The 22,403-nt window shown below is 63.8% G+C and carries 21 protein-coding genes and 1 pseudogene; 10 read left to right on the plus strand and 12 right to left on the minus strand.

Annotated features, from left to right (window positions below):
* Positions 1 to 38: 38 nt before the first annotated feature.
* The 3 genes from ACZ5WQ_RS13545 to uvrD all read right to left on the minus strand — a co-directional run bounded on the left by ACZ5WQ_RS13545 (position 39) and on the right by uvrD (position 4,051).
* Entirely contained in the window at positions 39 to 500 is a 462-nt protein-coding gene (locus ACZ5WQ_RS13545) for an N-acetyltransferase family protein (protein WP_464382472.1), read from the minus strand.
* Between the two features lie 78 nt (positions 501 to 578).
* Positions 579 to 1,679 (minus strand): TRAP transporter substrate-binding protein, encoded by a 1,101-nt coding sequence (locus ACZ5WQ_RS13550; protein ID WP_228245971.1) that lies wholly within the window; start codon positions 1,677 to 1,679, stop codon positions 579 to 581.
* Between the two features lie 197 nt (positions 1,680 to 1,876).
* Positions 1,877 to 4,051: a DNA helicase II gene (uvrD, locus tag ACZ5WQ_RS13555; RefSeq protein ID WP_228245972.1), complete on the minus strand. Its 2,175-nt coding sequence runs from the start codon at positions 4,049 to 4,051 to the stop codon at positions 1,877 to 1,879.
* Positions 4,052 to 4,258: 207 nt separating this feature from the next.
* Between uvrD and ACZ5WQ_RS13560 the strand changes: the two genes are divergently transcribed.
* Positions 4,259 to 7,126 carry a putative bifunctional diguanylate cyclase/phosphodiesterase gene (locus ACZ5WQ_RS13560; RefSeq protein ID WP_464382473.1) on the plus strand — a complete coding sequence of 956 codons (2,868 nt, stop codon included), beginning with the start codon at positions 4,259 to 4,261 and terminating at the stop codon, positions 7,124 to 7,126.
* Between the two features lie 7 nt (positions 7,127 to 7,133).
* Here ACZ5WQ_RS13560 and zwf read toward each other — a convergent pair whose 3' ends face one another.
* Positions 7,134 to 8,573: a glucose-6-phosphate dehydrogenase gene (gene zwf, locus ACZ5WQ_RS13565; protein WP_088275823.1), complete on the minus strand. Its 1,440-nt coding sequence runs from the start codon at positions 8,571 to 8,573 to the stop codon at positions 7,134 to 7,136.
* 162 nt (positions 8,574 to 8,735) lie between these two features.
* Here zwf and hexR point away from each other — a divergent pair, with 162 nt between their 5' ends.
* Positions 8,736 to 9,605 carry a transcriptional regulator HexR gene (hexR, locus tag ACZ5WQ_RS13570; protein WP_088275824.1) on the plus strand — a complete coding sequence of 290 codons (870 nt, stop codon included), beginning with the start codon at positions 8,736 to 8,738 and terminating at the stop codon, positions 9,603 to 9,605.
* On the opposite strand, the gene arsJ is transcribed toward hexR, so the two are convergent.
* From arsJ to ACZ5WQ_RS13585, 3 genes are all read right to left on the minus strand, one after another.
* A complete protein-coding gene (gene arsJ / locus ACZ5WQ_RS13575; RefSeq protein ID WP_269688396.1) occupies positions 9,580 to 10,812 on the minus strand; it encodes an organoarsenical effux MFS transporter ArsJ in 1,233 nt (410 codons plus the stop codon). The two genes, hexR and arsJ, sit on opposite strands and share 26 nt — an antisense overlap.
* Complete coding sequence (locus ACZ5WQ_RS13580) at positions 10,812 to 11,819, minus strand: ArsJ-associated glyceraldehyde-3-phosphate dehydrogenase (RefSeq protein ID WP_228245975.1); 1,008 nt, start codon at positions 11,817 to 11,819, stop codon at positions 10,812 to 10,814. The genes arsJ and ACZ5WQ_RS13580 overlap by 1 nt, the downstream gene beginning before the upstream one ends.
* A 70-nt stretch (positions 11,820 to 11,889) precedes the next feature.
* Entirely contained in the window at positions 11,890 to 12,246 is a 357-nt protein-coding gene (locus tag ACZ5WQ_RS13585; protein WP_269688673.1) for a metalloregulator ArsR/SmtB family transcription factor, read from the minus strand.
* Between the two features lie 98 nt (positions 12,247 to 12,344).
* Between ACZ5WQ_RS13585 and arsB the strand changes: the two genes are divergently transcribed.
* Complete coding sequence (gene arsB, locus ACZ5WQ_RS13590) at positions 12,345 to 13,403, plus strand: ACR3 family arsenite efflux transporter (protein WP_464382474.1); 1,059 nt, start codon at positions 12,345 to 12,347, stop codon at positions 13,401 to 13,403.
* A gap of 18 nt (positions 13,404 to 13,421) precedes the next feature.
* Positions 13,422 to 13,700, plus strand: a complete 279-nt coding sequence (locus ACZ5WQ_RS13595) for a peptidylprolyl isomerase (RefSeq protein ID WP_083723822.1) — start codon at positions 13,422 to 13,424, stop codon at positions 13,698 to 13,700.
* On the opposite strand, the gene ACZ5WQ_RS13600 is transcribed toward ACZ5WQ_RS13595, so the two are convergent.
* The gene (locus ACZ5WQ_RS13600; RefSeq protein ID WP_233048554.1) at positions 13,688 to 14,257 is read right to left on the minus strand and encodes a helix-turn-helix domain-containing protein; all 570 of its coding nucleotides are present in this window, start codon (positions 14,255 to 14,257) and stop codon (positions 13,688 to 13,690) included. The two genes, ACZ5WQ_RS13595 and ACZ5WQ_RS13600, sit on opposite strands and share 13 nt — an antisense overlap.
* A gap of 123 nt (positions 14,258 to 14,380) precedes the next feature.
* On the opposite strand from ACZ5WQ_RS13600, the gene ACZ5WQ_RS13605 reads away from it, so the two are divergent.
* Positions 14,381 to 15,541 (plus strand): benzoate/H(+) symporter BenE family transporter, encoded by a 1,161-nt coding sequence (locus ACZ5WQ_RS13605; RefSeq protein ID WP_233048555.1) that lies wholly within the window; start codon positions 14,381 to 14,383, stop codon positions 15,539 to 15,541.
* Here ACZ5WQ_RS13605 and ACZ5WQ_RS13610 read toward each other — a convergent pair.
* Together ACZ5WQ_RS13610 and ACZ5WQ_RS13615 are read right to left on the minus strand one after the other, a co-directional pair.
* Positions 15,532 to 16,086 carry a DUF1003 domain-containing protein gene (locus ACZ5WQ_RS13610; protein WP_088275833.1) on the minus strand — a complete coding sequence of 185 codons (555 nt, stop codon included), beginning with the start codon at positions 16,084 to 16,086 and terminating at the stop codon, positions 15,532 to 15,534. The genes ACZ5WQ_RS13605 and ACZ5WQ_RS13610 overlap by 10 nt on opposite strands.
* Before the next feature lie 32 nt (positions 16,087 to 16,118).
* Positions 16,119 to 16,880 (minus strand): TOBE domain-containing protein, encoded by a 762-nt coding sequence (locus ACZ5WQ_RS13615; RefSeq protein ID WP_464382475.1) that lies wholly within the window; start codon positions 16,878 to 16,880, stop codon positions 16,119 to 16,121.
* Between the two features lie 76 nt (positions 16,881 to 16,956).
* Here ACZ5WQ_RS13615 and modA point away from each other — a divergent pair, with 76 nt between their 5' ends.
* The 3 genes and pseudogenes from modA to modC form a co-directional block, all read left to right on the plus strand.
* Entirely contained in the window at positions 16,957 to 17,706 is a 750-nt protein-coding gene (gene modA / locus ACZ5WQ_RS13620) for a molybdate ABC transporter substrate-binding protein (protein WP_269688393.1), read from the plus strand.
* Positions 17,707 to 17,708: 2 nt separating this feature from the next.
* Positions 17,709 to 18,404, plus strand: a complete 696-nt coding sequence (gene modB, locus ACZ5WQ_RS13625; RefSeq protein ID WP_269688392.1) for a molybdate ABC transporter permease subunit — start codon at positions 17,709 to 17,711, stop codon at positions 18,402 to 18,404.
* Positions 18,401 to 19,474, plus strand: a pseudogene (gene modC, locus ACZ5WQ_RS13630) (molybdenum ABC transporter ATP-binding protein); the annotation flags it as partial. The gene modB and the pseudogene modC, both read left to right, overlap by 4 nt.
* Here the strand turns inward: modC and ACZ5WQ_RS13635 are convergent.
* Together ACZ5WQ_RS13635 and ACZ5WQ_RS13640 are read right to left on the minus strand one after the other, a co-directional pair.
* Positions 19,470 to 20,177, minus strand: a complete 708-nt coding sequence (locus tag ACZ5WQ_RS13635; RefSeq protein WP_464382476.1) for a restriction endonuclease — start codon at positions 20,175 to 20,177, stop codon at positions 19,470 to 19,472. The pseudogene modC and the gene ACZ5WQ_RS13635 overlap by 5 nt on opposite strands.
* Positions 20,178 to 20,210: 33 nt before the next feature.
* Entirely contained in the window at positions 20,211 to 20,513 is a 303-nt protein-coding gene (locus tag ACZ5WQ_RS13640; protein ID WP_088275839.1) for an ArsR/SmtB family transcription factor, read from the minus strand.
* 101 nt (positions 20,514 to 20,614) lie between these two features.
* Between ACZ5WQ_RS13640 and ACZ5WQ_RS13645 the strand changes: the two genes are divergently transcribed.
* Positions 20,615 to 21,703 (plus strand): NADH:flavin oxidoreductase/NADH oxidase, encoded by a 1,089-nt coding sequence (locus ACZ5WQ_RS13645; RefSeq protein ID WP_233048559.1) that lies wholly within the window; start codon positions 20,615 to 20,617, stop codon positions 21,701 to 21,703.
* 79 nt (positions 21,704 to 21,782) lie between these two features.
* A complete protein-coding gene (locus ACZ5WQ_RS13650) occupies positions 21,783 to 22,403 on the plus strand; it encodes a flavin reductase family protein (RefSeq protein WP_464382477.1) in 621 nt (206 codons plus the stop codon).

Raw genomic sequence — 22,403 nt, forward strand, 5'->3', positions numbered from 1 at the left:
GGGAAACAAATCGTTCAGATGGAGGAGACGTGCCGGCGTCAACCTGACCCAAGCAGCTTGCTGTAGTGCAGAAACTGCCGGTCACGCTCCCAGCCACTGGCTTCGTACAATCGCTGCGCCGAAATGTTGTCGGTCGCGGTTGCCAGCTCCATGCGCACCGCGCCCTGCGCACGCGCCTGGTCTTCGGCAGCCGCCAGCAGGGCTCCGGCAACGCCCTGACGACGATAGCCGGAGCCGACATACAGGTCATACAAGATGCTGATTGGCGCCATGTCGACCGAACAGAACGTCGGATACAGCTGACAGAATCCGGCCAGCTCGCCTTCGCCGACCATCGCCATCAGCACCACTGAGTCGCCACGCTGCAGACGCAGGCGCAGGTAGTCGATCGCGCCCGCCCGAGCGGCCGGCTGCTGATAAAACTGGCGATACAGATCAAACAACTCGCCCACCCGCTCGGCATCCGCCGCACTGGCGCGCTTGATATGGATACCGGGCATTGTGCTTCCTCCGCAGCGGACGCTGTTGAGACCCGCGAGGCCTGACCGGCGCGCTCGCGGGACCGGGAAGGGGCTGAATCAGCTACGCAGATCGTACATGGCCTTTTCGCTGATCGCGTGCCAGGCCTGGATCTTCTCGCGGAAGGCCTGCATGGAATCCCACACCTCGCGGTTCAGCGGATCCATCGCGGCGGTCTCTTCCAGCACATCAGCACTGATGTCGCGCAGGCGCTCCAGCACCGCATCAGGCAGCCGACGCAGCTGGACGTTATGCTCGTCGACCAGGGTATGCAGCGCCTCGGCATTGCGCCGGCCATACTCATCCAGCATGGCCTGGTTGGTCGAGCGGGCCGCATTGATGACAATACTGCGCAGGTCGTCCGGCAGCTCGGCCAGCTTCTGCTTGTTGATGGTCAGCTCCAGCACCGCGCAGGGTTCCTGCCAGCCCGGGTAATAGTAGAACTGCGCCGCCTTGTGCAGACCAAAGGCCAGATCATTATAGGGGCTGACCCAATCGGTCGCATCGATCACCCCGGTCTGCAGCGAGGTAAAGATTTCGCTGCCCGGCAGGTTGACCGTAGTGGCGCCGGCACGCGACAGCACCTCGCCGCCAAAGCCCGGCATACGGATTTTCAGGCCCTGCAGGTCGTCCAGACTGTTGATCTCCTTGTTGAACCAGCCGGCCATCTGCACGCCGGTGTTGCCGCACGGCAGCGGCACTACGCCGAGCGGGTCATAGGCCTTCTGCCACAACTCCAGCCCGCCGCCCTCGTACAGCCAGGCATTCATCTCCTGGGCGTTCATGCCGAACGGCACGGCGGTAAAGAACGGCGCCGCCGCACTCTTGCCCTTCCAGTAATAGGCCGCGCTGTGGCCCAGCTCAGCGGTGCCGCCAGAAACAGCGTCAAAGACTTCCAGCGCCGGCACCAGAGCACCGGCGGCAAACACCTGAATGCTCAACCGGCCATCGGACAGCCGCTCAACCGTGTCCGCGAAGTGCTGGGCGGTGGTGCCCAGACCCGGAAAGTTCTCCGGCCAGGAGGTCACCATCTTCCAGCGAAAGCGCTGTTCGGCTGCCGCCGGCGCACTGCCGGCAGGCGCGCTGTCGTCCTTGCAGCCAACCAGTGCCGCCGCGCCCAGACCCAGACCGGCGGCCGTCAACAATTCACGTCTATCCATTCCTTTAGCTCCAAGCTGTAAGCGGCAAGCTGCAAGCTGCCCGCTGCGGACTTCTATATTGGTGCAGGGAGCGTCGACTCGCGCGCTCCTGCGGCGAACCATCAGCCACCGATTCATTCAAGTTGGCAACGTACTTCCCGCACGCACAAACCACTTGCGGCTTATAGCTTGAAGCTTGCCGCTCCAAGCTGCAGGCGCTACAGCGCCTGCAGCTTGGCATACGCCACCATCAGCCACTTGCTGCCTTCATCATCAAAATTGACCTGAATCCGCGCCTGCGCGCCGTGGCCTTCATAGTTGAGCACTACCCCTTCACCGAACAGAGCGTGTTCGACGCGCTGGCCGAGGGCAAAGCCGGTGCTTTCGGTGGCTTCGCTGGCGAACAGGTTACTCTTGGCCGGGCCAAAGGGTCGGCTGACCTGGCTGCCCAGGCGCACTTCGCGAATCAGTTCAGGTGGAATCTCACGGACAAAGCGCGACACCTTGTTGAAGGTTTCACTGCCGTACAAGCGGCGGGTTTCGGCCCAGGTAATCACCAACTGCTGCATCGCCCGGGTAATGCCCACGTAAGCCAGCCGGCGCTCTTCCTCCAGCCGGCCCGGATCTTCCAGGCTCATCTTGTGCGGGAACAGCCCTTCCTCTACCCCGGCCATGAATACCAACGGGAACTCCAGGCCCTTGGCGCTGTGCAGGGTCATCAGCTGTACGCTGTCTTCAAAGCGGTCAGCCTGGGTTTCGCCGGCTTCCAGCGAGGCGTGGGCCAGGAAGGCCAGCAGTACATCGCCTTCCTCTTCCTCGTCGGCCATATCGTTCTCGAAACCACGGGCGGCAGAGACCAGTTCTTCCAGGTTTTCGACCCGCGCCTGCGCCTTGTCACCTTTTTCCTGCTCATGGAAGCGCAGCAGGCCGCTGTGCTCAATGGCAATCTGGGTCTGGCTATAGAGCGGCAACCCTTCGGCACGCTCGGCCATTTCCTCGATCAGCACCAGAAAGCCCTGCACCGCGTTGGCCGCCCGGCCCGGCAGCCCCTTGTTGTCGATCAGGTCGCAGGCCGCCTGCCACATTGAGACATCTCGCTCGCGCGCCTGCTGGCGCAGCAGCTCGACCGTCTTGTCGCCGATGCCGCGGGTCGGCAGATTGATAATGCGCTCCAGCGCACCATCGTCGCCGCGGTTGGCCATCAGCCGCAGGTAGGCCATGGCGTTCTTGATCTCGGCGCGCTCGAAGAAGCGCTGACCGCCGTAGATACGATAGGGAATACCGCTGCGCAGCAGGGCCTCTTCCAGCACCCGCGACTGGGCGTTGGAGCGGTAGAGAATGGCCATCTCGCTGCGCGCCAGCCCGTCGCGAATGCCCTGCTCGATCCGTTCGACGATAAAGCGCGCTTCATCCTGCTCGTTGAAGCCGGCGTACAGGGCAATCGGCTCGCCTTCGTTGCCGTCGGTCCACAGTTCCTTGCCGAGCCGCCCCGAGTTGTTGCCGATCAGCGCGTTGGCGGCCTTGAGAATGGTCGCGGTGGAGCGGTAGTTCTGCTCCAGGCGGATCATTTCGGCATTCGGATAGTCGGTCTGGAACTGCTGGATGTTTTCGATCCGCGCGCCGCGCCAGCCATAGATTGACTGGTCATCGTCACCGACCACCATCAGGCTGGGTGTCTTGCCCGCGAGATGGCGCAGCCAGGCGTACTGCACCGCGTTGGTGTCCTGGAACTCGTCGACCAGAATGTGCTTGAAGCGCGCCCGATACTGCTCGCGCAGCGCCGGATTATCGCGCCACAGTTCCAGCGAACGCAGCAGCAGCTCGGCAAAGTCGACGGCCCCGGCACGGTTGCAGGCCTGCTCATAGGCTTCGTAGATGCGCACCATGGTGCTCAGGTACAGATCACCGGCCGGCTGAATATTCTGCGGGCGCAGGCCTTCGTCCTTCTGGGCGTTGATCCACCACTGGGCCTGCTTGGGCGCCCACTGGTTCTCGTCCAGACCGAGTTCACGGATAACCCGCTTGACCAGCCGCTGCTGGTCGTCGCTGTCGAGAATCTGGAACTGTTCGGCCAGCCCGGCCTCGCGCCAGTGCGCGCGCAGCAGTCGATGTGCCAGGCCGTGAAAGGTGCCGACCCACATGCCCTGCGGCGCAATACCGAGCAGTTGCTCGATCCGCGCGCGCATTTCGTAGGCGGCCTTGTTGGTAAAGGTGACGGAAAGAATGCTCCAGGGTGAGGCCTGTTCGACCTGCACCAGCCAGGCGATACGGTGAACCAGTACCCGAGTCTTGCCGGAGCCGGCGCCGGCCAGCACCAGCTGTTGGCCGACCGCGGCAGTCACGGCCTGACGTTGAGCATCATTGAGCGAATTAAGCAGGTGGGAGATATCCATCGCGGCATTCTAGCAGCCCGCCGTCCCGCGCCGGAAGCCGCGCGGCTAAACCGCATGGCAGACGCTTCGGATGTCATATTTTGCGACCGAGGGACTGTGCCGAACGGCAGGGCTGGTGTAAGGTGATGAGCCTGATCCGACAGTAACACCCGACGTAGCACGCATGATAACAATAACAATCACGGGCCAACGGAGCGCAAAACAGCCATGACTGGCAGCCGAGCCACGTTCAGCCCCATCTCGCACAGTGATCTGCGCCTGCAGCAGATGAACCAGCTGTACGCCCAGTCACGGCTACCGCAGTGGCTGTTGCTGTGCACTGCGCTGATGGTCACGCCCCTTGTCTGGAACCAGGCATCCGCGCTGAATCTGTTCAGTTGGCTGGGAGCCCTGGTGTTGCTGGCGTTGTTGCGCCAGATGCTGGTTCGCCGCTACTGGCAGACCCCCTCCCAGGACCGCCTGCGCCGTCGCTGGAGCTTTTTCTTTCATCTCGGCAATCTGGCGTCGGGCCTGTGCCTGAGCTGGGTCTACATCGCGCTGACACCACTCGACAATTTCGCCCAGCAGACGCTGATGTACGGTATCGCCGGCGGCGTCAGCCTGTGTGTCGGTGTGCTCTACGCCACCCGTTTCAGTGCCTTTGCCTCGTTTCTGCTGCCGGCCTGGTTACCGCCGCTGGTGTGGCTGCTGCACGACGGCAGCGCAAGCAGCCAGAACTGGGCGATAATGTCGGGCCTGATGCTGGTGTTCATCGTGCTGACCGCCGCGTTGATCCATCGCACCATGCGTCAGGCGATGATCACCAACCTGCGCAATGAAACCCTGCTGGCCAATCTGGGCAGCGCGCACCAGCGAACCGAAGAGCTGAACCAGCAACTGACCCGCGAGATTGCCCAGCGCCGGCAGGCCGAGCAGTCGCTGCGCGACAGCCACATGGAGCTGGAGGAACGGGTCAGGCAGCGTACCGCGGAGCTGGAAGCGGCCACCCATAACCTGCGCGCCAGCGAGGCACAGCTGAGCCTGGCCATGGAAGCCAGCCAGCTGGGGCTGTGGGACTGGGACCTGACCACCGACAAGGTCTATCACTCGCGCCTCAAGCCGCTGTTCGGCATGCCCGAGGATGCCGTGCCCAGCATGCTGGAGGACCTGCGCCCGCTGGTTCACCCGGCCGACGTAACCATGGTACGCAAGACCCTCGCCCAGCACATGAAGAACAAGACCGTCGCCTACCGCATGGAATACCGGGTGCGCCACGCCGATGGTCACTGGCTCTGGGTCGAGGACAGCGGTCGCGCGGTAGAGCGCGACCCCGACGGCCGGGTTCTGCGGATGATCGGTACCCGCCGCGACATCAGCGCCCGCAAGTTGCAGGATGAGCAGGCCCAGCTCTCGGCGACGGTATTCGAAGCCTCCAGCGAAGGTATCTTCATTCTTAGCCCGGCGCTGGACATCCTGGCAGTAAACCAGGCCTACAGCGTGATTACCGGCCTGCAGCAGCAGGATGCCGTGGGCCGCAACATACTCGAGCTCAGCGGGTCGGATGAGCTGCGCCAGCAGTTTTTGCACCTGCAGAGCATGCTCAACAGCAAGGACCGCTGGCAGGGAGAAATGACCGCCCGTCGCCGCAGCGGTGAGTCCTTTCCAATCTGGCTGCAGATGACCGTGGTACGCAACGCCGCGGCGCAGATTACCCACTATGTCGGGTTCTTCGCCGATCTGACCACCCACCGGCAGACCGAGGAGCAGCTGCAGTACCTGACCAACTACGACCCGCTCACCCAGCTGGCCAACCGTCGCCGCTTCAGCGAGAACCTGCAGGAAGCCACTGCCCGCGCCCGGCAGAACGACAGCCAGCTGGCCCTGCTGCACATCGATCTGGATCGTTTCAAGCACATCAACGTGACACTGGGCCATGCCGTAGCCGATGCCCTGCTGCAGGAAGTTGCCCACCGGCTGAGCGCACTGCTGGGCGACACACACGGCCTGGCGCGGCTGTCCGCTGACGAGTTTGTCGTCATCGTTGAGCAGGCCGACTGCAGCGATGCCCTCGGAGCGCTGGCCGACCAGATCCTTGAGCGCCTGAGCCAGCCCATGCTGATCGCCGAGCACGAACTGGTGGTCACCGCGTCCATTGGCATCAGCCTGTTCCCGGCAACCGCACGCGACAGCCTGCAGCTGATTACCCAGGCCAACCAGGCAATGCAACACGCCAAGCACCTGGGCGGCAACCGCTGGCAGTTCTACACGCGCCAGCTGCGCGCTTACAGCCTTGACCGCCTGCAGCTGGAAAACCAGCTGCGCAAGGCCATCGACGAACAGCAGTTGATGGTGCATTTCCAGCCGAAACTGCACCTGGCCAGCGATCGCATCCGCAGCGCCGAAGCCCTGGTGCGCTGGCAGCATCCGATACGCGGAATAATGATGCCGGGCGACTTCATCAGTATCGCCGAGGAGACCGGTCTGATCGTCGCCCTGGGCGAGCAGGTGCTGAATGCAGCCTGCGCACAGGCCAGCCGCTGGTGCCATCAGGGTCCGGCGTCGGTCGTCGTATCGGTCAACCTGTCGGTTCAGCAGCTGCGTCAGGAGGGTTTTGCCAGCCGCGTCCGACAGGCGCTGGAACGCCATAACCTGCCGGCCCGTCTGCTGGAGCTGGAGTTGACCGAAAGCATGCTGGCCGAGCACAGCGAGGCGATCGTCGACAATATCAACGCACTGCAGGCGCTGGGTGTCAGCCTGTCGGTCGATGACTTCGGCACCGGCTATTCGTCACTGGCCTACCTCAAGCGTTTCCCGATCAGCACCCTGAAGATCGACCGGGCCTTCATCGCAGCGCTTAACGACGCGCCCGGCGACGATGCCATTGTTCGCGCCGTGATTGCCATGGCCCACAGCCTGTCGCTGCAGGTCGTGGCAGAGGGCGTGGAGACCGAGGCCCAGCTGCAGTTCCTCAAGGAAAACGGCTGCGATGATGTCCAGGGCTACCTGATCAGCCGGCCGATCGACGCCGAGGCCTTTACCACCCTGCTGGAGCAGAGCCAGCCCGCCCGTGACCTGCTCGATACGCTCGGACGCTGACGCCCGCCTAGCGCTGGTCCAGCCAGCGGTGACCGCGCCGCTCGAGCAGGCTGTCGGCCGCTTCCGGGCCCCAGCTGCCAGCGGGGTAACGCTTGGGTGACCGATAGCAGTCACGCCAGCCGTCGATGATCGGATCAACCCAGCGCCAGGCGGCACCGATTTCGTCACGCCGCATGAACAGGGTAGCGTCCCCTTCGATGACATCCAGCAGCAGCCGCTCGTAGGCGTCCCAGCGGCGACGGGTAAAGGCCTCGTCGAAGTTCAGGTCCAGCTCCACTTCCTGCAATCCCATCCCGCGGCCGGGCGACTTGGCCATCAGCGACAGACGAATACCCTCATCCGGCTGCAGGCTGATGGTCAGCCGGTTATTTTCCGGGCTGTCACCATGCTGCGGGAACAGCTTGTGCGGCACCGGTTTGAACTGGATAACAATTTCGGACTTGCGCTGCGCCATGCACTTGCCCGTGCGCAGGTAAAACGGCACACCGGCCCAGCGCCAGTTGTCGATCTCGACCTGCAGGGCAACAAAGGTCTCGGTGTTGCTGTCGTGGTCGACACTTTTCTCGAAGTAGTAGGCCGGCAGCCGCTCGCCGGCATGCTCACCGGCAGCATACTGGCCACGTACGGTGCGGTCCTGGACGTCCATACCGGTAATCGGCCGCAGCGCCTCGAGAATCTTCAGCTTCTCGTTGCGCACCGCCTCAGGCTCGAAATGCACCGGCGCTTCCATGGCCACCAGGCAGAGCAGTTGCAAGAGGTGGTTCTGCACCATGTCACGCATCGCCCCGGCGCGGTCGTAATAGTCACCACGATTTTCCACGCCGACACTTTCCAGCACGCTGATCTGCACATGGTCGATATGCGCATTGCGCCACAACGGCTCGAACAGGGCGTTGCCAAAACGCAGCGCCAGCAGATTCTGTACCGCTTCCTTGCCGAGGTAGTGGTCGATCCGGAACACCCGCGACTCATCAAACACCTGGCCTATCTGCTCGTTGATCATGTTCGCCGTCTGCAGGCTCTCGCCCAGCGGCTTTTCCAGCACCACGCGGGCATGCTCGTCTACCAGGCCAACCGAGGCCAGGTGCTGAACTGTGGGCGCAAACAGATTCGGCAGGGTCGCCAGATAAAACACCCGAACCCGACCGGTGCCAGGCTTGAGAACCTTGGTCAGCCGCGGAAAGGCCACCCGCTGGCTGACATCCAGCGACAGGTAGTCCAGGCGCTCGGCGAACACCTCCCAGACGCTTTGGTCAAAATCGCGGCGTGAGACATGCTGACCAACATGGCGCTTGACCAGCTTGCGATAGCTTTCAAGGCTGTGCTCGGCGCGGGCCAGCGCCAGAATCCGCGTCTCCGGGTGCAGATGACCGTCGCGATGCAGGTAATAGAGCGCTGGCAGCAACTTGCGCATGGCCAGATCGCCGGTGCCGCCGAACACCACCATGTCACACCTGATTCCCGCCCGAGCCACGTCAAATCCTCCTGCCCGCCACACCCCGGCCGTTTTTGTAGTATAACTACAAGCATTACTACACCACGGGTGATCGAACTATCCCAGATACGGCAGCCAAGCTGCCCCTCATTCGCTGCCAGACATCATGCCATCATGAACATGCTCCAGCACATCGCTGCCCACCGTGACCAGCTCAGAAAGTCCGAGCTGAAGGTCGCCGATTTTGTCATCGCGCAGGCCGCGCAGGTGATGCACTCATCGATGGCCGACCTGTCGCAGCAGGTCGGCGTCAGCGAGCCCACCATCGTACGCTTCTGCCGGGCAATTGGCTGCAGCGGATTTCAGGATCTCAAGCTGAAACTGGCCCAGAGCCTCGCCGCCGGTGCCAGTTTCGGGCAGTTCTCGATCAGCGAGGACGACAGCGTCGACACCCTGTCGCACAAGATCTTTGACACCACCCTGGCCACCCTGATGGATGTGCGCGAACGCCTTGATCCTGCCGCCATCGAACAGGCCATCAGCGCCCTGACCCACGCCCGCCGCGTAGAGTTTTACGGCTTTGGAGCCTCCGGCGCCGTGGCCAGCGATGCCCAGCACAAGTTCTTCCGCCTGCTGGTCTCCACCGCCGCCTATTCCGACCCGCACATGCAGGCCATGTCTGCCGTGACCCTGGGCCCGGAAGATGTGGCGGTCGCGATCTCGCAGACCGGACGCACCAAGGACCTGCTGCATTCGGCCAGTCTGGTGGTGGAAACCGGCGCAACCCTGATCAGCCTGTGCCCGAGCCGAACGCCGCTGGCCGAACTCGGCCAGGTGCACATCCCGATCGACGTGCCCGAAGACACCGATATCTACACGCCGCTGTCGTCACGCATCGCCCATCTGGTGGTCATTGATGTGCTGGCGATGGGCATGGCCATGCGCCGCGGCCCGGAGTTGGTCAACCACCTCAAGAGCGTCAAGCGCAGCCTGCGCGGCCTGCGCCTGTCGAACAAGGCTAGTCGCAGCGAGCTGGGCGAGTAGCCGCCTCAGGCAGCGCCAGCGAAATCAGACCGGCTGCCAGTACCAGCACCGCCGACAGCCAGAGGCAGGCCACCAGCCCGTACTGCTGATAGATCCAGCCGGACAACAAGGTGCCAAGTAACCGCCCCGCTGCATTGGACATGTAGTAAAACCCTACATCCAGCGACACCGCATCGCGCGCAGCCCAGGATACGATCAGGTAACTGTGCAGCGCCGAATTGAGCGCGAACACCACGCCAAACACCAGCAAGCCGCCGAGCAGCGCCCAGCGCGATTGCCCATCCAGCATCAACCCAAGCGCAATCAGCGCCGGCACCACGGCCAGCGCCAGCGCCCAACCAGCCGCTGCGCGTCCGCCCGGCTGGTGACCACTGCCGCGCCCGGTCACGGCTGGTGCGCGGGCCTGCACCACGCCGTAACCAATTACCCAGAGCGCCATAAAGGCACCCACCGACCAGACATCCCAGCCAAATACCGCCGACAGATAGACCGGCAGGGCGACCACAAACCAGACGTCACGCGAGGCAAACAGGCATAGCCGAGCGGCCGACAGCAGGTTGATCGCCCGGCTCTTGGACAGCAGGTCACGAAACTTGGGTTTGCCCTTGGCGCGGCCCAGATCGCGGCGCAGCAGGCGCAAGCTCAGAAGCCAGACCAGCGCCAGCGCGATGGCCATCGCCAGCACCGCACCACGGAATCCGAGCAGCGCCAGCAGCCCCGCGCCAAGGAAGAAGCCAACGCCCTTGAGCGCGTTCTTCGAGCCGGTCAGCAGTGCCACCCAACGGTACAGCGCGCCCTGCTGTTCGTCTGGCAGCAGCAGCTTGACCGCGCTCTTGGCGCTCATCTTGTTCAGGTCCTTGGCGATGCCCGACAGCGCCTGCGCCGCCATCACCCAGCCCACCGTGAGCCAGCCGGTCGGCACCGCCAGCATGCCGAGCGCCAGCACCTGCAACGCCAGGCCGATATTCATGGTGCGGTTCAACCCGATCCGCGCACCCAGCCAGCCACCAAGCAGGTTGGTCACCACACCGAAGAATTCGTAGAACAGGAACAATCCGGCGATCTGCAGCGGGCTGTAGCCGAGCTGGTGGAAGTGCAACACCACCAGCATGCGCAGCGCCCCGTCGGTGAGAGTGAAGCTCCAGTAGTTGCCGGTAACCACCAGATACTGTCGAACCTCCGCCGGCAACTGCATCAGTCGCCGCATCAATTGCCCGCCTGCCCCACCTTGCGCGCCAGCTCGACCAGGCGGTTGCTGTAGCCCCACTCGTTGTCGTACCAGCTGTAAATCTTCACCTGGGTGCCGTTGACCACCATGGTGCTGAGCGCGTCGATGATCGAGGAGCGCGGATCGGTACGGTAATCGATCGACACCAGCGGCCGCTCCTCGTAACCGAGAATCCCCGCCAGCGGGCCCGCGGCGGCGGCCTTGAACAGCGCGTTGACCTCATCAACCGTGGTCGCACGCTCGACCTCGAACACACAATCGGTCAGCGAAGCGTTGGCCAGCGGCACCCGTACCGCGTGGCCGTTCAGCTTGCCGCGCAGCTCGGGGAAGATTTCAGCAATCGCGGTTGCCGAGCCGGTGCTGGTCGGGATCAGGCTCATGCCGCAGGCACGGGCGCGACGCATATCCTTGTGCGGCTGATCGAGAATGCTCTGGGTGTTGGTCAGGTCGTGAATGGTGGTGATCGAGCCGTGACGAATGCCCAGTGCCTCGTGGATCACCTTGACCACCGGGGCCAGGCAGTTGGTGGTGCAGGAGGCGGCGGTCACAATCGGGTGCGCGGCCGGGTCGAACAGCTGATCGTTGACGCCCAGCACAATATTCAGCACGCCCGGCTCCTTGACCGGCGCGCTCACCACCACGCGGCGTACGCCCTGATCCAGATAGGGTTGCAGCGCAGCGCGGGTCTTGTTGACGCCGCTGGCCTCGATCACCAGATCGCAGCCCGACCAGTCGGTATCGGCAATCGCCCGGTTGCGAGTGAGCGGCAGCCGGCGGCCCGCAATGACAATCGCATCACCATCGGCCTGTGCCTCGTGCTGCCAGCGCCCGTGTACCGAGTCGAAGTTGAGCAGATGGGCGTGGGTTGCCGGATCGCCGCCCGGGTCGTTGATCTGCACAAACTCCAGGTCGGGCCAGTCCCAGGCGGCGCGCAGCGCCAGTTTACCGATGCGGCCAAAGCCGTTGATACCTACCTTGATGGTCATGTTGCGTCCCTCCGGTTGACCCGCACCGATTGCGGCGGGCCCTTGTTCTCAGAATAGTCCCTGGCGCGGCTCAGCGGCGCGTGGGCGGCTCACAGCAGGTGGCCGCAGCGCCCGCCAAACGGGCCCGCTCAGCCTCCAGCCAGCCCGGCTGGCTGTGCGCGGCCTGTCTGACCACCTCGCCCGCCCAAGCCGGCAAATCCGGGTGCAGCCGGTAATAGACCCACTGCCCGCGCCGCTCATCCATCAGCACATTCAGCTTGCGCAGCGACGCCAGATGCCGGGATATCTTCGGCTGCGACAGGGCCAGCGCGCCGGTCAGCTCGCAGACGCAGAGTTCCGGGCTGTCGACCAGCAGCGCGCAGATGCGGGCACGGGTATCATCGGCCAGCGCCTTGAACAGTGCCGGCGGCGTCAAAGGGTCATTCAACATAAAATTCACTTGTACCATCAGCCTGCGGGCAATATATATGAAATTCCGTATATACGGGAAAGTGAATATTTCGTGACACCAGACAAGGTCCGCCCATGCACAGCAGCGCTGAATCCACCCGCCAACCCTCACCCATGGGCCGCTTTGAACGTTACCTGACGCTCTGGGTTGCCCTCTGTATCGCCTTGGGCACCCTGCTCGGCGTGCTGCTGCCGGCCCCCATTCAGGCGCTCGGCTCGCTCAGCGTGGCCAACGTCAACCTGCCGGTCGGTCTGCTGATCTGGGTGATGATCATCCCGATGCTGATGAAGGTCGATTTCGCCGCGCTCGGCGAAGTGCGGCAGCAGACCCGCGGCATTGCCATCACCCTGCTGGTGAACTGGGCGGTAAAACCCTTCTCGATGGCGCTGTTTGCCTGGCTGTTCATTCGTCATCTGTTTGCCGGCTGGCTGCCGGCCGAGCAGCTCGATCACTACGTCGCAGGTCTGATCCTGCTGGGTGCTGCGCCCTGCACGGCAATGGTGTTTGTCTGGAGCAACCTGTGCCGCGGCAACCCGCAGTTCACCCTGAGTCAGGTGGCTTTGAACGACGCGGTGATGGTGGTCGCCTTTGCGCCGATCGTCGCGCTGCTGCTCGGCGTCAGCGATATCGTCGTGCCCTGGGATACCCTGCTGCTGTCGGTCGGCCTGTATATCGTGCTGCCGCTGGCCGTTGCCCAGGCCGCCCGCTACCTGCTGCTGCGCCGCGGCAAGGCGGCGCTGGAGCAGGCGCTGAGCGCCATTGCACCCTTGTCGATGGGTGCGCTGCTGGCGACGCTGGTGCTGCTGTTCTCGTTTCAGGGCGAGGCGCTGGTGCAGCAACCACTGGTGATTGCCCTGCTGGCCATCCCGATTCTGCTGCAGACGCTGTTTATCGCCGCGCTCGGCTACGGCCTGAACCGGCGCTTTGGGGTACGCCATGACGTGGCGGCACCCTCGACCCTGATTGGCGCCTCCAATTTCTTTGAGCTGGCCGTCGCGGTAGCCATCGCGCTGTACGGGTTCAACTCCGGCGCCGCACTGGCAACGGTCGTCGGCGTGCTGATTGAAGTACCATTGATGCTCTGGCTGGTCGGTATCATCAACCGTAGCCGCCCCTGGTACGAATCCCGCTGAACCGAGAGGACCCCCGTCATGCCCGTCGCCATGGCCCGCCATATTCTGGTCAAGACCGAAGCCGAAGCCGCCGCGCTGAAGAAACGCATCGCCGCCGGTGAAGCCTTCGATGTGCTGGCAAAGAAATATTCGACCTGCCCGTCGAAGAAGCGCGGCGGCGATCTGGGCGAGGTACGTCCCGGTCAGATGGTTCGCGCCATCGACCAGATCATCTTCAAGAAGCCGCTGAAAGTGGTGCACGGCCCGGTCAAGAGCCAGTTCGGCTACCACCTGGTGCAGGTGTTCTACCGCGACTGAGGCGGGTAGTAGATCAAATCATGAAATACCGCGGGCTCGGTGCCCGCGTTGCGATAACCGTGCGGCTGATCCGCGGCGAAGCGCACCGCCTCACCTTCTTTCAGTTGCTGCCAGACGCCCCGCACCAGCAGCTCCATGACCCCGCGCACCACGATTACATGCTCAACGACGCCTTCACTGTGCGGCTCTGACAGCCGCTCATAACCCGGCAACAGGGTCAGCTCGAACAGCTCAAAGCCGTAGCGCGCATCAAACGGAAACAGCGGTGCAATCAGCATGGCATCGGCGGCCGGGCGCTGGCGCAGGGTGTCGGCACTGCGCAGGGTAACGCCACGTTGCTCGGCCGGCGGTGGCTCGATAAAGCTCGACAGCGACGTACCAAAGCCCGAGGCAATCTTCCACAGTGTCGCCACCGTCGGACTGGATTCGCCGCGCTCGATCTGGCCGAGCATCGCCTTGCTGACGCCACATTCGGTCGCCGCACGGTCCAGACTCCAGCCACGGTCAGTGCGCAGCTGCCTGAGGGTATCGGCGAGGTACTGGCTGATTTCCTGCATCACAGGTCCACTAAGTTGAGGGTCGCACAGCATAGCAACTTCCCTTTGTGCGTTATAGCGCACGATGCTAAGATCGGCCAACCGTGCGCTATAACGCACAACCCGCCGATTGAGGATCGCCACATGCTGAAGGCCTGGTTCAACCCGTCCCACATTGCCGCCGGTTTTATCGCCGTGCTGGTGGGGTACACCAGCTCGGCAGTGATCATCTTTCAGGCCGCCGCGGCGGCCGGCGCCTCGCCGGACCAGATCAGCTCATGGTTGTGGGCATTGGGCATCGGCATGGCCGTTACCAGCATCGGCCTCTCGCTGCGCTTTCGCGCCCCGGTGCTGATCGCCTGGAGTACCCCCGGCGGCGCGCTGCTGGCTACCGGGCTGCCCGGGTTCAGCCTGAACGAGGCCATTGGGGTGTTTCTGTTCAATGCCGTGCTGATCACTCTGTGCGGTCTGCTCGGCTGGTTCGATCGCATCATGCGACTGATTCCCGCGCCGCTGGCCGGCGCCATGCTGGCCGGCGTGCTGCTGCCGTTCGGGCTCAACCTGTTTGGCGCACTGCAGGAGCAAACCCTGCTGGTTGGTCTGATGCTGGCCTGCTACCTGGCCGGAAAGCTGTTGTTCCCGCGCTATGTGATTCCATTGACTCTGCTGGTCGGCGTGCTGGTTGCCGCCTTGGCTGGACAATTACACTTGGAGCAGCTGGAGTGGTCACTGGCTCAGCCGGTCTGGACAACCCCGGCGCTGTCGGTTCCGGCATTGCTCGGGGTCGGCATTCCGCTGTTTATCGTCACCATGGCGTCGCAGAACGTGCCGGGCATGGCAGTACTGCGCGCCAATGGCTATCAGTTGCCCGCCTCGCCGCTGATGACCACCACCGGCATCACCGGCCTGCTGCTGGCGCCCTTTGGCGGTTACACCTTCAACCTGGCCGCGATCAGCGCTGCAATCTGCGCCGGTAAAGATGCCGACCCGGACCCAGCCCAGCGCTTTCGCGCCAGTGCCTGGGGTGGCTTTTTCTATCTGCTGACCGGATTGTTTGGCGCGACCGTCGCCAGTCTGTTCGCCGCCTTCCCGCAGGCGCTGGTGATGGCGATTGCCGGTCTGGCACTGCTTGGCACCATCGGCAACGCGCTGGCTACCGCACTGCACGATGATCAGCAACGCGAGGCAGCCTTTCTGACCTTTCTGGTGACCGCATCAGGGCTGGCGCTATGGGGCATCGGCAGTGCCTTCTGGGGGTTGCTGCTGGGCCTGCTGGTGCTGCGACTGCCACGCCGTCACGGTTGAGCAGGACGCTGACAAACCCCGCGGTGAATCTCGCTGGTCAGGGTTTCGATACGCTGACTCAGCTGGTGAACGGTCTCGGTCAGCCGGGTGTTTTGCTCAAGTAACAGCAGCAGTTGCTCGGTCTGCTCGGCGGCGTGGGCGGCGCGCTGCTCACTGGCCTCGGCAAGGGCCTCACGGTGCAATGCATCAGCCTGCGCCGATGCCTTGTCACGGTCTGCCTGACGGGTCTGCGCCAGCAGGATCAGGGGCGCAGCGTAGGCCGCCTGCAAACTGAACGCCAGGTTCAGCAGAATAAACGGGTAACGGTCAAAACTGACCAGATCGGAAACGTTGATGGTGATCCACAGCGCGACGATCAGGGTCTGCGCGATCAGAAACACCGGAGTACCGAAGAAGCGGGCAAAGGCTTCGGCACGCAGGGCAAACCAGCCATCACCGAATACCGAGTCCAGATGCATGTTCGGTCGGTGAAAGCGAAAGTGATGGGTGCCAGGCACTGCGCCTGCCGCGGCGGATTCGGTTTTGCCTTGCTTGGGCGTGGTCATCGGCTGACTCCTTGGCCAACGGGATACAAGCACTATAGTGCGCAGAGGATGATCTGTTCAGGGTCAATCCACAGGGTTATCGATTCGCCAAGCCCCGGCACAGACAGATCATCAACCAGTGAGGCCACCAGCAGTACGCCACCGGGCAGCTCTGCCTCCAGCGCCAGCTGATCGCCAACCTGCTCCCGGCCCACTACCGTAGCGGTCAGTCGGTTACCAGACATCACGTCGCCCGCCAGCTTTACCCAGGGCGCCTTGATCAGCGCAAATACCTCCGCACCCTCGCACAATCCAAGCCGTTCACCGCTGTTACGCGTGATCACCGTCATAAGCGCATGGCCACCATCGAGGGTCAACTCCACCCGCGTGTTCAATCCGTCCGGACGCAGGGCGGCAACCCGGGCAAACAGCTGATTGCGCGCGCTGGTACGCAGGCGCAGCCGGTTCATCACCTGCAGGTAGGGGTCGAGGCTGTCGTCTTCGCTGAGCCGTTGCAGGAAAGCCGCGTGCTCCTGCTGATAGCGCCGAAACGCCGCGACCAACTGTTCGCCAGCCCCGGTCAGCCGCGTACCACCGCCGCCACGTCCGCCAACCGAGCGCTCTACCAGCGGGCTGCCAGACGCCTTGTTCATCGCATCGACCGCGTCCCACGCCGTCTTGTAGCTCATGCCCGCCGCGCTGGCCGCCTTGCTGATAGAGCCGGTTTCGCTGATGCAGACCAGCAGCTCGATGCGATCCTGCCCCGCCAGCGGGCGACCCTGATGGGAAAACCAGACCTGTCCTTCAAGTTTCATTACCTGCGACCCGTTGCCAAACGCTATATAACGAATAATATAACGGTCAGTCGCCGTCCACTGCCAAGGAGATTCCATGCGTCTGCCGCTGCTCATCACCGCCATCGCCTGCCTGAGTGTCAACCCGCTGGCGCTGGCCGACGAGGTGCAGGTCGCGGTCGCCGCCAACTTTACCGCGCCGATGCAGGAGATTGCCCAGGCATTCGAGCAGGACACCGGAAACCGCGTCGTCGCCGCCTTCGGCTCGACCGGCCAACTGTACGCCCAGATCAGCCACGGCGCGCCGTTCGAGGTTTTCCTGGCTGCCGATGCCACGACGCCGGCGCGTATCGAGCAGGACGGCCTCGCGGTCACCGGTACGCGCTTCACCTACGCCACCGGCGCGCTGGCGCTGTGGTCGGCTGACGCCAGCCTGATCAGCGATGGCGAGCAACTGCTGCGCAGCGGTAGCTTCCAGCACCTGGCCATCGCCAACCCGAAAACCGCCCCTTATGGGCTGGCCGCCAAACAGGTCATGCAGCGGCTGGGGCTGAGCGCGGCGCTGGCACACACGCTGGTCGAGGGCCAGAGCATCGGCCAGACCTATCAATTTGTCGCCAGCGGCAATGCCGAGCTTGGCTTCGTTGCGCTCTCACAGGTCTACCGCAACGGCGAGATCACCACTGGCTCGGCGTGGCAGCTGCCGGCAGAGCTATATGAGCCAATCCATCAGGACGCCGTGCTGCTCGACAAGGGCGCCGACAACCCGGCAGCGGCAGCACTGCTGAGCTACCTCAAAGGCGAACGCGCCGCCGCAATCATCCGTAGTTACGGCTACGGGCTCTGAGCATGAGTCTACCGCTGGACAGTGCCGACCTCGCCGCCATCTGGCTGACGCTCAAGCTGGCGGCGCTGACCACCGTGCTGTTACTGCTGGTCGGCACGCCGCTGGCCTGGTGGCTGGCGCATACCCGCTCACGACTCAAGGGGCCGATCGGCGCGCTGGTTGCCCTGCCGCTGGTGCTGCCGCCGACGGTGATCGGCTTTTATCTGCTGGTCGCGATGGGGCCGAACGGTCCGCTTGGTGCACTAACCCAAAAAATGGGTCTCGGCACCCTCGCCTTCAGCTTCAGCGGACTGGTGATCGGCTCGGTGTGCTACTCCATGCCCTTTGTGGTGCAACCGATTCAGAACGCCTTTGAAGCCATCGGCAAGCGCCCCCTCGAAGTGGCAGCAACCCTCGGTGCCAGCCCGCTGGACCGTTTTTTCACCATCGCCCTGCCGCTGGCCCGCCCCGGCATCATTACTGCCAGCGTGCTCGGCTTTGCCCACACCCTTGGCGAGTTCGGCGTAGTGCTGATGATTGGCGGCAACATTCCCGAGCGCACCCGGGTGGTCTCGGTGCAGATTTTCAATCACGTCGAGGCAATGGACTACGCCAGTGCCCACTGGCTAGCCGGCGGCGTCCTGATCTGCTCGTTTCTGATTCTGCTGCTGCTCAACCGGCGCGGCCGCCCGAGCGTCATGCCGGGGGCCCGCGCATGATTCGTCTGCAGCTGAAACAGCGGCTGGCCGACTTCACCCTCGATCTGGACCTGACCCTGCCCGGTCGCGGCGTCACCGCCATCGTCGGCCCCTCCGGCTCCGGCAAGACCACGCTGCTGCGCTGCGTCGCCGGTCTGGAGCGGGCGGCCGAGGCGCGAATCGAGGTCAACGGCATCAGCTGGCAGGACAGCGGGCACGCTGTCTGGCTGCCGCCCCACCAGCGCGCACTCGGCTACGTTTTTCAGGAGGCCAGCCTGTTCCCACACCTCGATGTGCAGGGCAACCTCGACTACGGCCGGCGCCGCAGCCGCACCCCGGCAGACGCAGGACAGGTTGCGCAGATCGTTGAACTGCTGGGTATCGGCCACTTGCTGAAACGTGACATCGCCGGGCTGTCCGGCGGCGAGCGCCAGCGCGTCGGTATTGCCCGGGCCCTGCTTGGCAGCCCTGGGCTGCTGCTGATGGACGAGCCGCTGACCGCCCTCGACCCGCAACGCAAGGCCGAGATCCTGCCGTATCTGGAGCGATTGCACGCCGAGCTGGAGATTCCGCTGCTGTATGTCAGTCACGCGCCGGACGAGGTCGCCAGACTGGCCGACCACCTGGTGCTGCTGAACAACGGTCGGATGCAGGCCAGCGGCCCGCTGCAGGCGCTGCTGCCCCGTCTGGATCTGCCATTGGCACACAGCGACGACGCTCGTGTCGTGCTTGAAGGCGTGGTCAGCGGCTACCGCTCAGCCTATCAGTTGCTCAGCCTGCGGCTGGCTGGCGACGAGCACTTGCATGTTATCCATGGCGAACTGCCGCCGGGGACGCGGGTGCGGGTAGCGGTGCAGGCTCGGGACGTCAGTCTGGTGCTGGAGCAACCGCAGCACAGCAGCATGCTCAACCGCTTGCCGGCAACCGTTTGCGCCGTCGAAACCATTGCCGATGCCGCTCAGGTACTCGTCAGGCTGGATGTTCAGGGTCAGCCCCTGCTGGCCAGGGTAACCCGCTTCTCCGCTGACCAGCTGGAGCTGCACCCGGGCCAGACGCTGTGGGCTCAAATCAAGGCGGTCGCGCTGCTCAGTCAGGCTGCCGGCCCGCCGTCGTCTCGCTCTGCGACAACCATTGCAGCATCAGCCCCCGATCAATAAGACGAATGCCGCGTCGCCGTGCAGCAGCGGGCGCGGGCGCACCGATTCGTCCGCCACAGACCAGGATCACACCCTCGGCATCCACCCGGTCGGCGCGGTCGACGGCTCGCTCCAGTTGCGCGGGCTCCAGCACGGGATCGCGCCAATGCTCGGTGACCAACAGCACTTTCTGCTCCTGTCGCTGCAGCAGCAGATCGCTACCCGAGATGGGACCAATCACCGGCTCATATCCCTCGGTCTCCAGGGTCAGCTCAATCAGATCACGCATTTCCTGCCAGCTGAGCTGCTCCAGCAGCGAGTCAGCCGCCCGTTCCTGTCGCAGCCGATCCAGCCGCCGCCGCCAGGACACCCGGTTGAACAGGTCAGCGACGCCGGCACACAGCAATGCCAGCGGCAGCAACACCTGACCGACCAGCGCAAAGCTGTGCAGCAAGGTAGCCGAGCCATCACCGATACGGCTGGAAGGAAGCGCCCACTGGGCGATGGCCCGCAGCCCGAGCCAGCAAAATGCGGCCAGCAGCAGGTAGAGCCACCACGGCACGAGGTGACGGACCAGCACGGCCTGTTCGAGGGGAGTACTACTTTGACGACGAGGCATCCCTGACTCCTGAAAGATGGCTCCATGCCACCAGACCATAACGATAGCCGCTGCCGGCGATCCGGTAAAGAATCAGCTGCGCTGGGCGAGAATTGCGTCCAGCAGGCCGGGGAAGCGCGCGTCCAGATCGGACCGGCGCAGCGAATTCATGTGAGTCGTGCCGACACTCTTGGTCATGACCAGCCCGGCATCGCGCAACACGCGGAAATGATGCGACATGCTCGACTTCGGTCGACCGCCATCAAGCTCGCCACAGCTGGCCTCACTGACTTCGGCCAGACGCTGGACAATTTCCAGTCGCACCGGATCACTCAGGGCGTAGAGCACACGCTCGAGAATCAGGTCGCTGGCAGGGGGGTGTTTGAACGGTCGCATGGACAAAGATCATACACAGAGGTTTACTTCCGATCCATAGTTCCAATATTATCGAACTATTGAATCAAGCCATATTCCAATCCTGCTGTCGGAGGTTATCCATGTCAGCCCTGTTTCAACCCTTTACTCTCAAGGACGTATCCCTGCGCAACCGCATCGCGGTCCCGCCAATGTGTCAGTACTCGGCCAACGACGGCCTGATCAATGAATGGCACCTCGCCAATTACACCAGTCAGGCCCGTGGCGGCGCCGGTCTGGTGATCGTCGAGGCCACCGCCGTCTCACCGGAAGGCCGCATCACCCCCGGCTGCGCCGGTATCTGGAACGACCAGCTGGCCGAAGCGTTCGTCCCGGTGGTGCGCGGCATCAAGGCCAATGGCGCGGTGCCGGGCATCCAGATTGCCCACGCCGGGCGCAAGGCCAGCGCCAACCGCCCCTGGGAAGGCGACGACCATATCCCCAATGACGCGGCCAACGGCTGGCAGACCATCGCCCCATCGGCCATCCCCTTCGGCGCACACCTGCCGAAAGTTCCCGAAGCAATGACCCTGCAGGACATCGAGCGGGTCAAGGCCGATTTCGTTGCGGCCGCACGCCGCGCCCTGGCAGTCGGCTTCGAGTGGCTGGAACTGCACTTCGCCCACGGCTATCTGGCCCAAAGCTTCTTCTCACCGCACGCCAACCAGCGCACCGACGCTTACGGCGGCAGCGCCGATAACCGCGGCCGCTTCCTGCTGGAAACCCTGGCCGCCGTGCGCGAAGTCTGGCCGGAACATCTGCCACTGACCATCCGCTTTGGCGTCATCGAGTTCGACGGCAATGACGAGCAGACCATGACCGAGTCGATTGACCTCACCCGCCGCTTCAAGGCCGCCGGCATGGACATGATGAGCGTCAGCATGGGATTTAATATCCCGACCGCCAAAATCCCCTGGGCTCCGGCGTTCATGGGCCCGATTGCCAAGCGCGTGCGTGATGAAGCCGGCGTGCCGGTCTCCTCGGCCTGGGGCTTTGGCGAGCCGCATATCGCCGAGAAAGCAGTACAGGACGGTCAACTGGATCTGGTCATGGTCGGCAAGGCGCATCTGGCCAACCCGCACTGGGCCTACCACGCCGCCCGCGAACTGAAGGTGGAGCGCCCATCCTGGGTCATGCCGGCACCCTATGCCCACTGGCTGGAACGCTACTGATCCACAGCCACCCCTTGCGCGCGCCGCCACGGCGCGCTGCAATGGCAGGCAACCAATCAGATAACCGGATGGGGGCAACATGCAGGACAACAGCTACTACTATGAACCCGCGCAGGGCCACGGGCTGGCCCACGACCCGTTCAATTCCATCGTTGGCCCCCGCCCGATCGGCTGGATCAGCAGCCGCAGCAGCGACGGTATCCTGAACCTCGCTCCCTACAGTTTTTTCAATGCGTTCAATTACATACCGCCGATCATCGGCTTTGCCAGCATTGGCCACAAGGACAGCCTGAGCAATATCGAGCAGACCGGCGAGTTCGTCTGGAATCTGGCCACCCTGCCACTGGCCGAGGCGATGAACCAGAGCTGCGCGGCGGTAGCGCCCGAGGTCGACGAGTTTGCCCTGGCCGGCCTGACGCCCTTGCCGTCACGCCAGATCGACGTGCCCCGGGTAGCCGAAAGCCCGGTCGCCTTCGAATGCCGCAAGACCCAGATCATCCAGCTGCAGAGCGCGGCGGGTGATGCACTCAATACCTGGCTGGTGCTCGGCGAAGTCATTGGCGTGCATATCGACCGCCGCCTGCTGGTCGACGGTGTCTACCAGACCGCTGCCGCCGAGCCGATTCTGCGCGGCGGTGGCCCGGCCGATTACTTCCGCGTCGAGACGGGCGCGCTGTTTCGCATGCACCGCCCCGGCTGA

It is taken from the genome of Halopseudomonas sp. T1L2, from assembly GCF_055397385.1.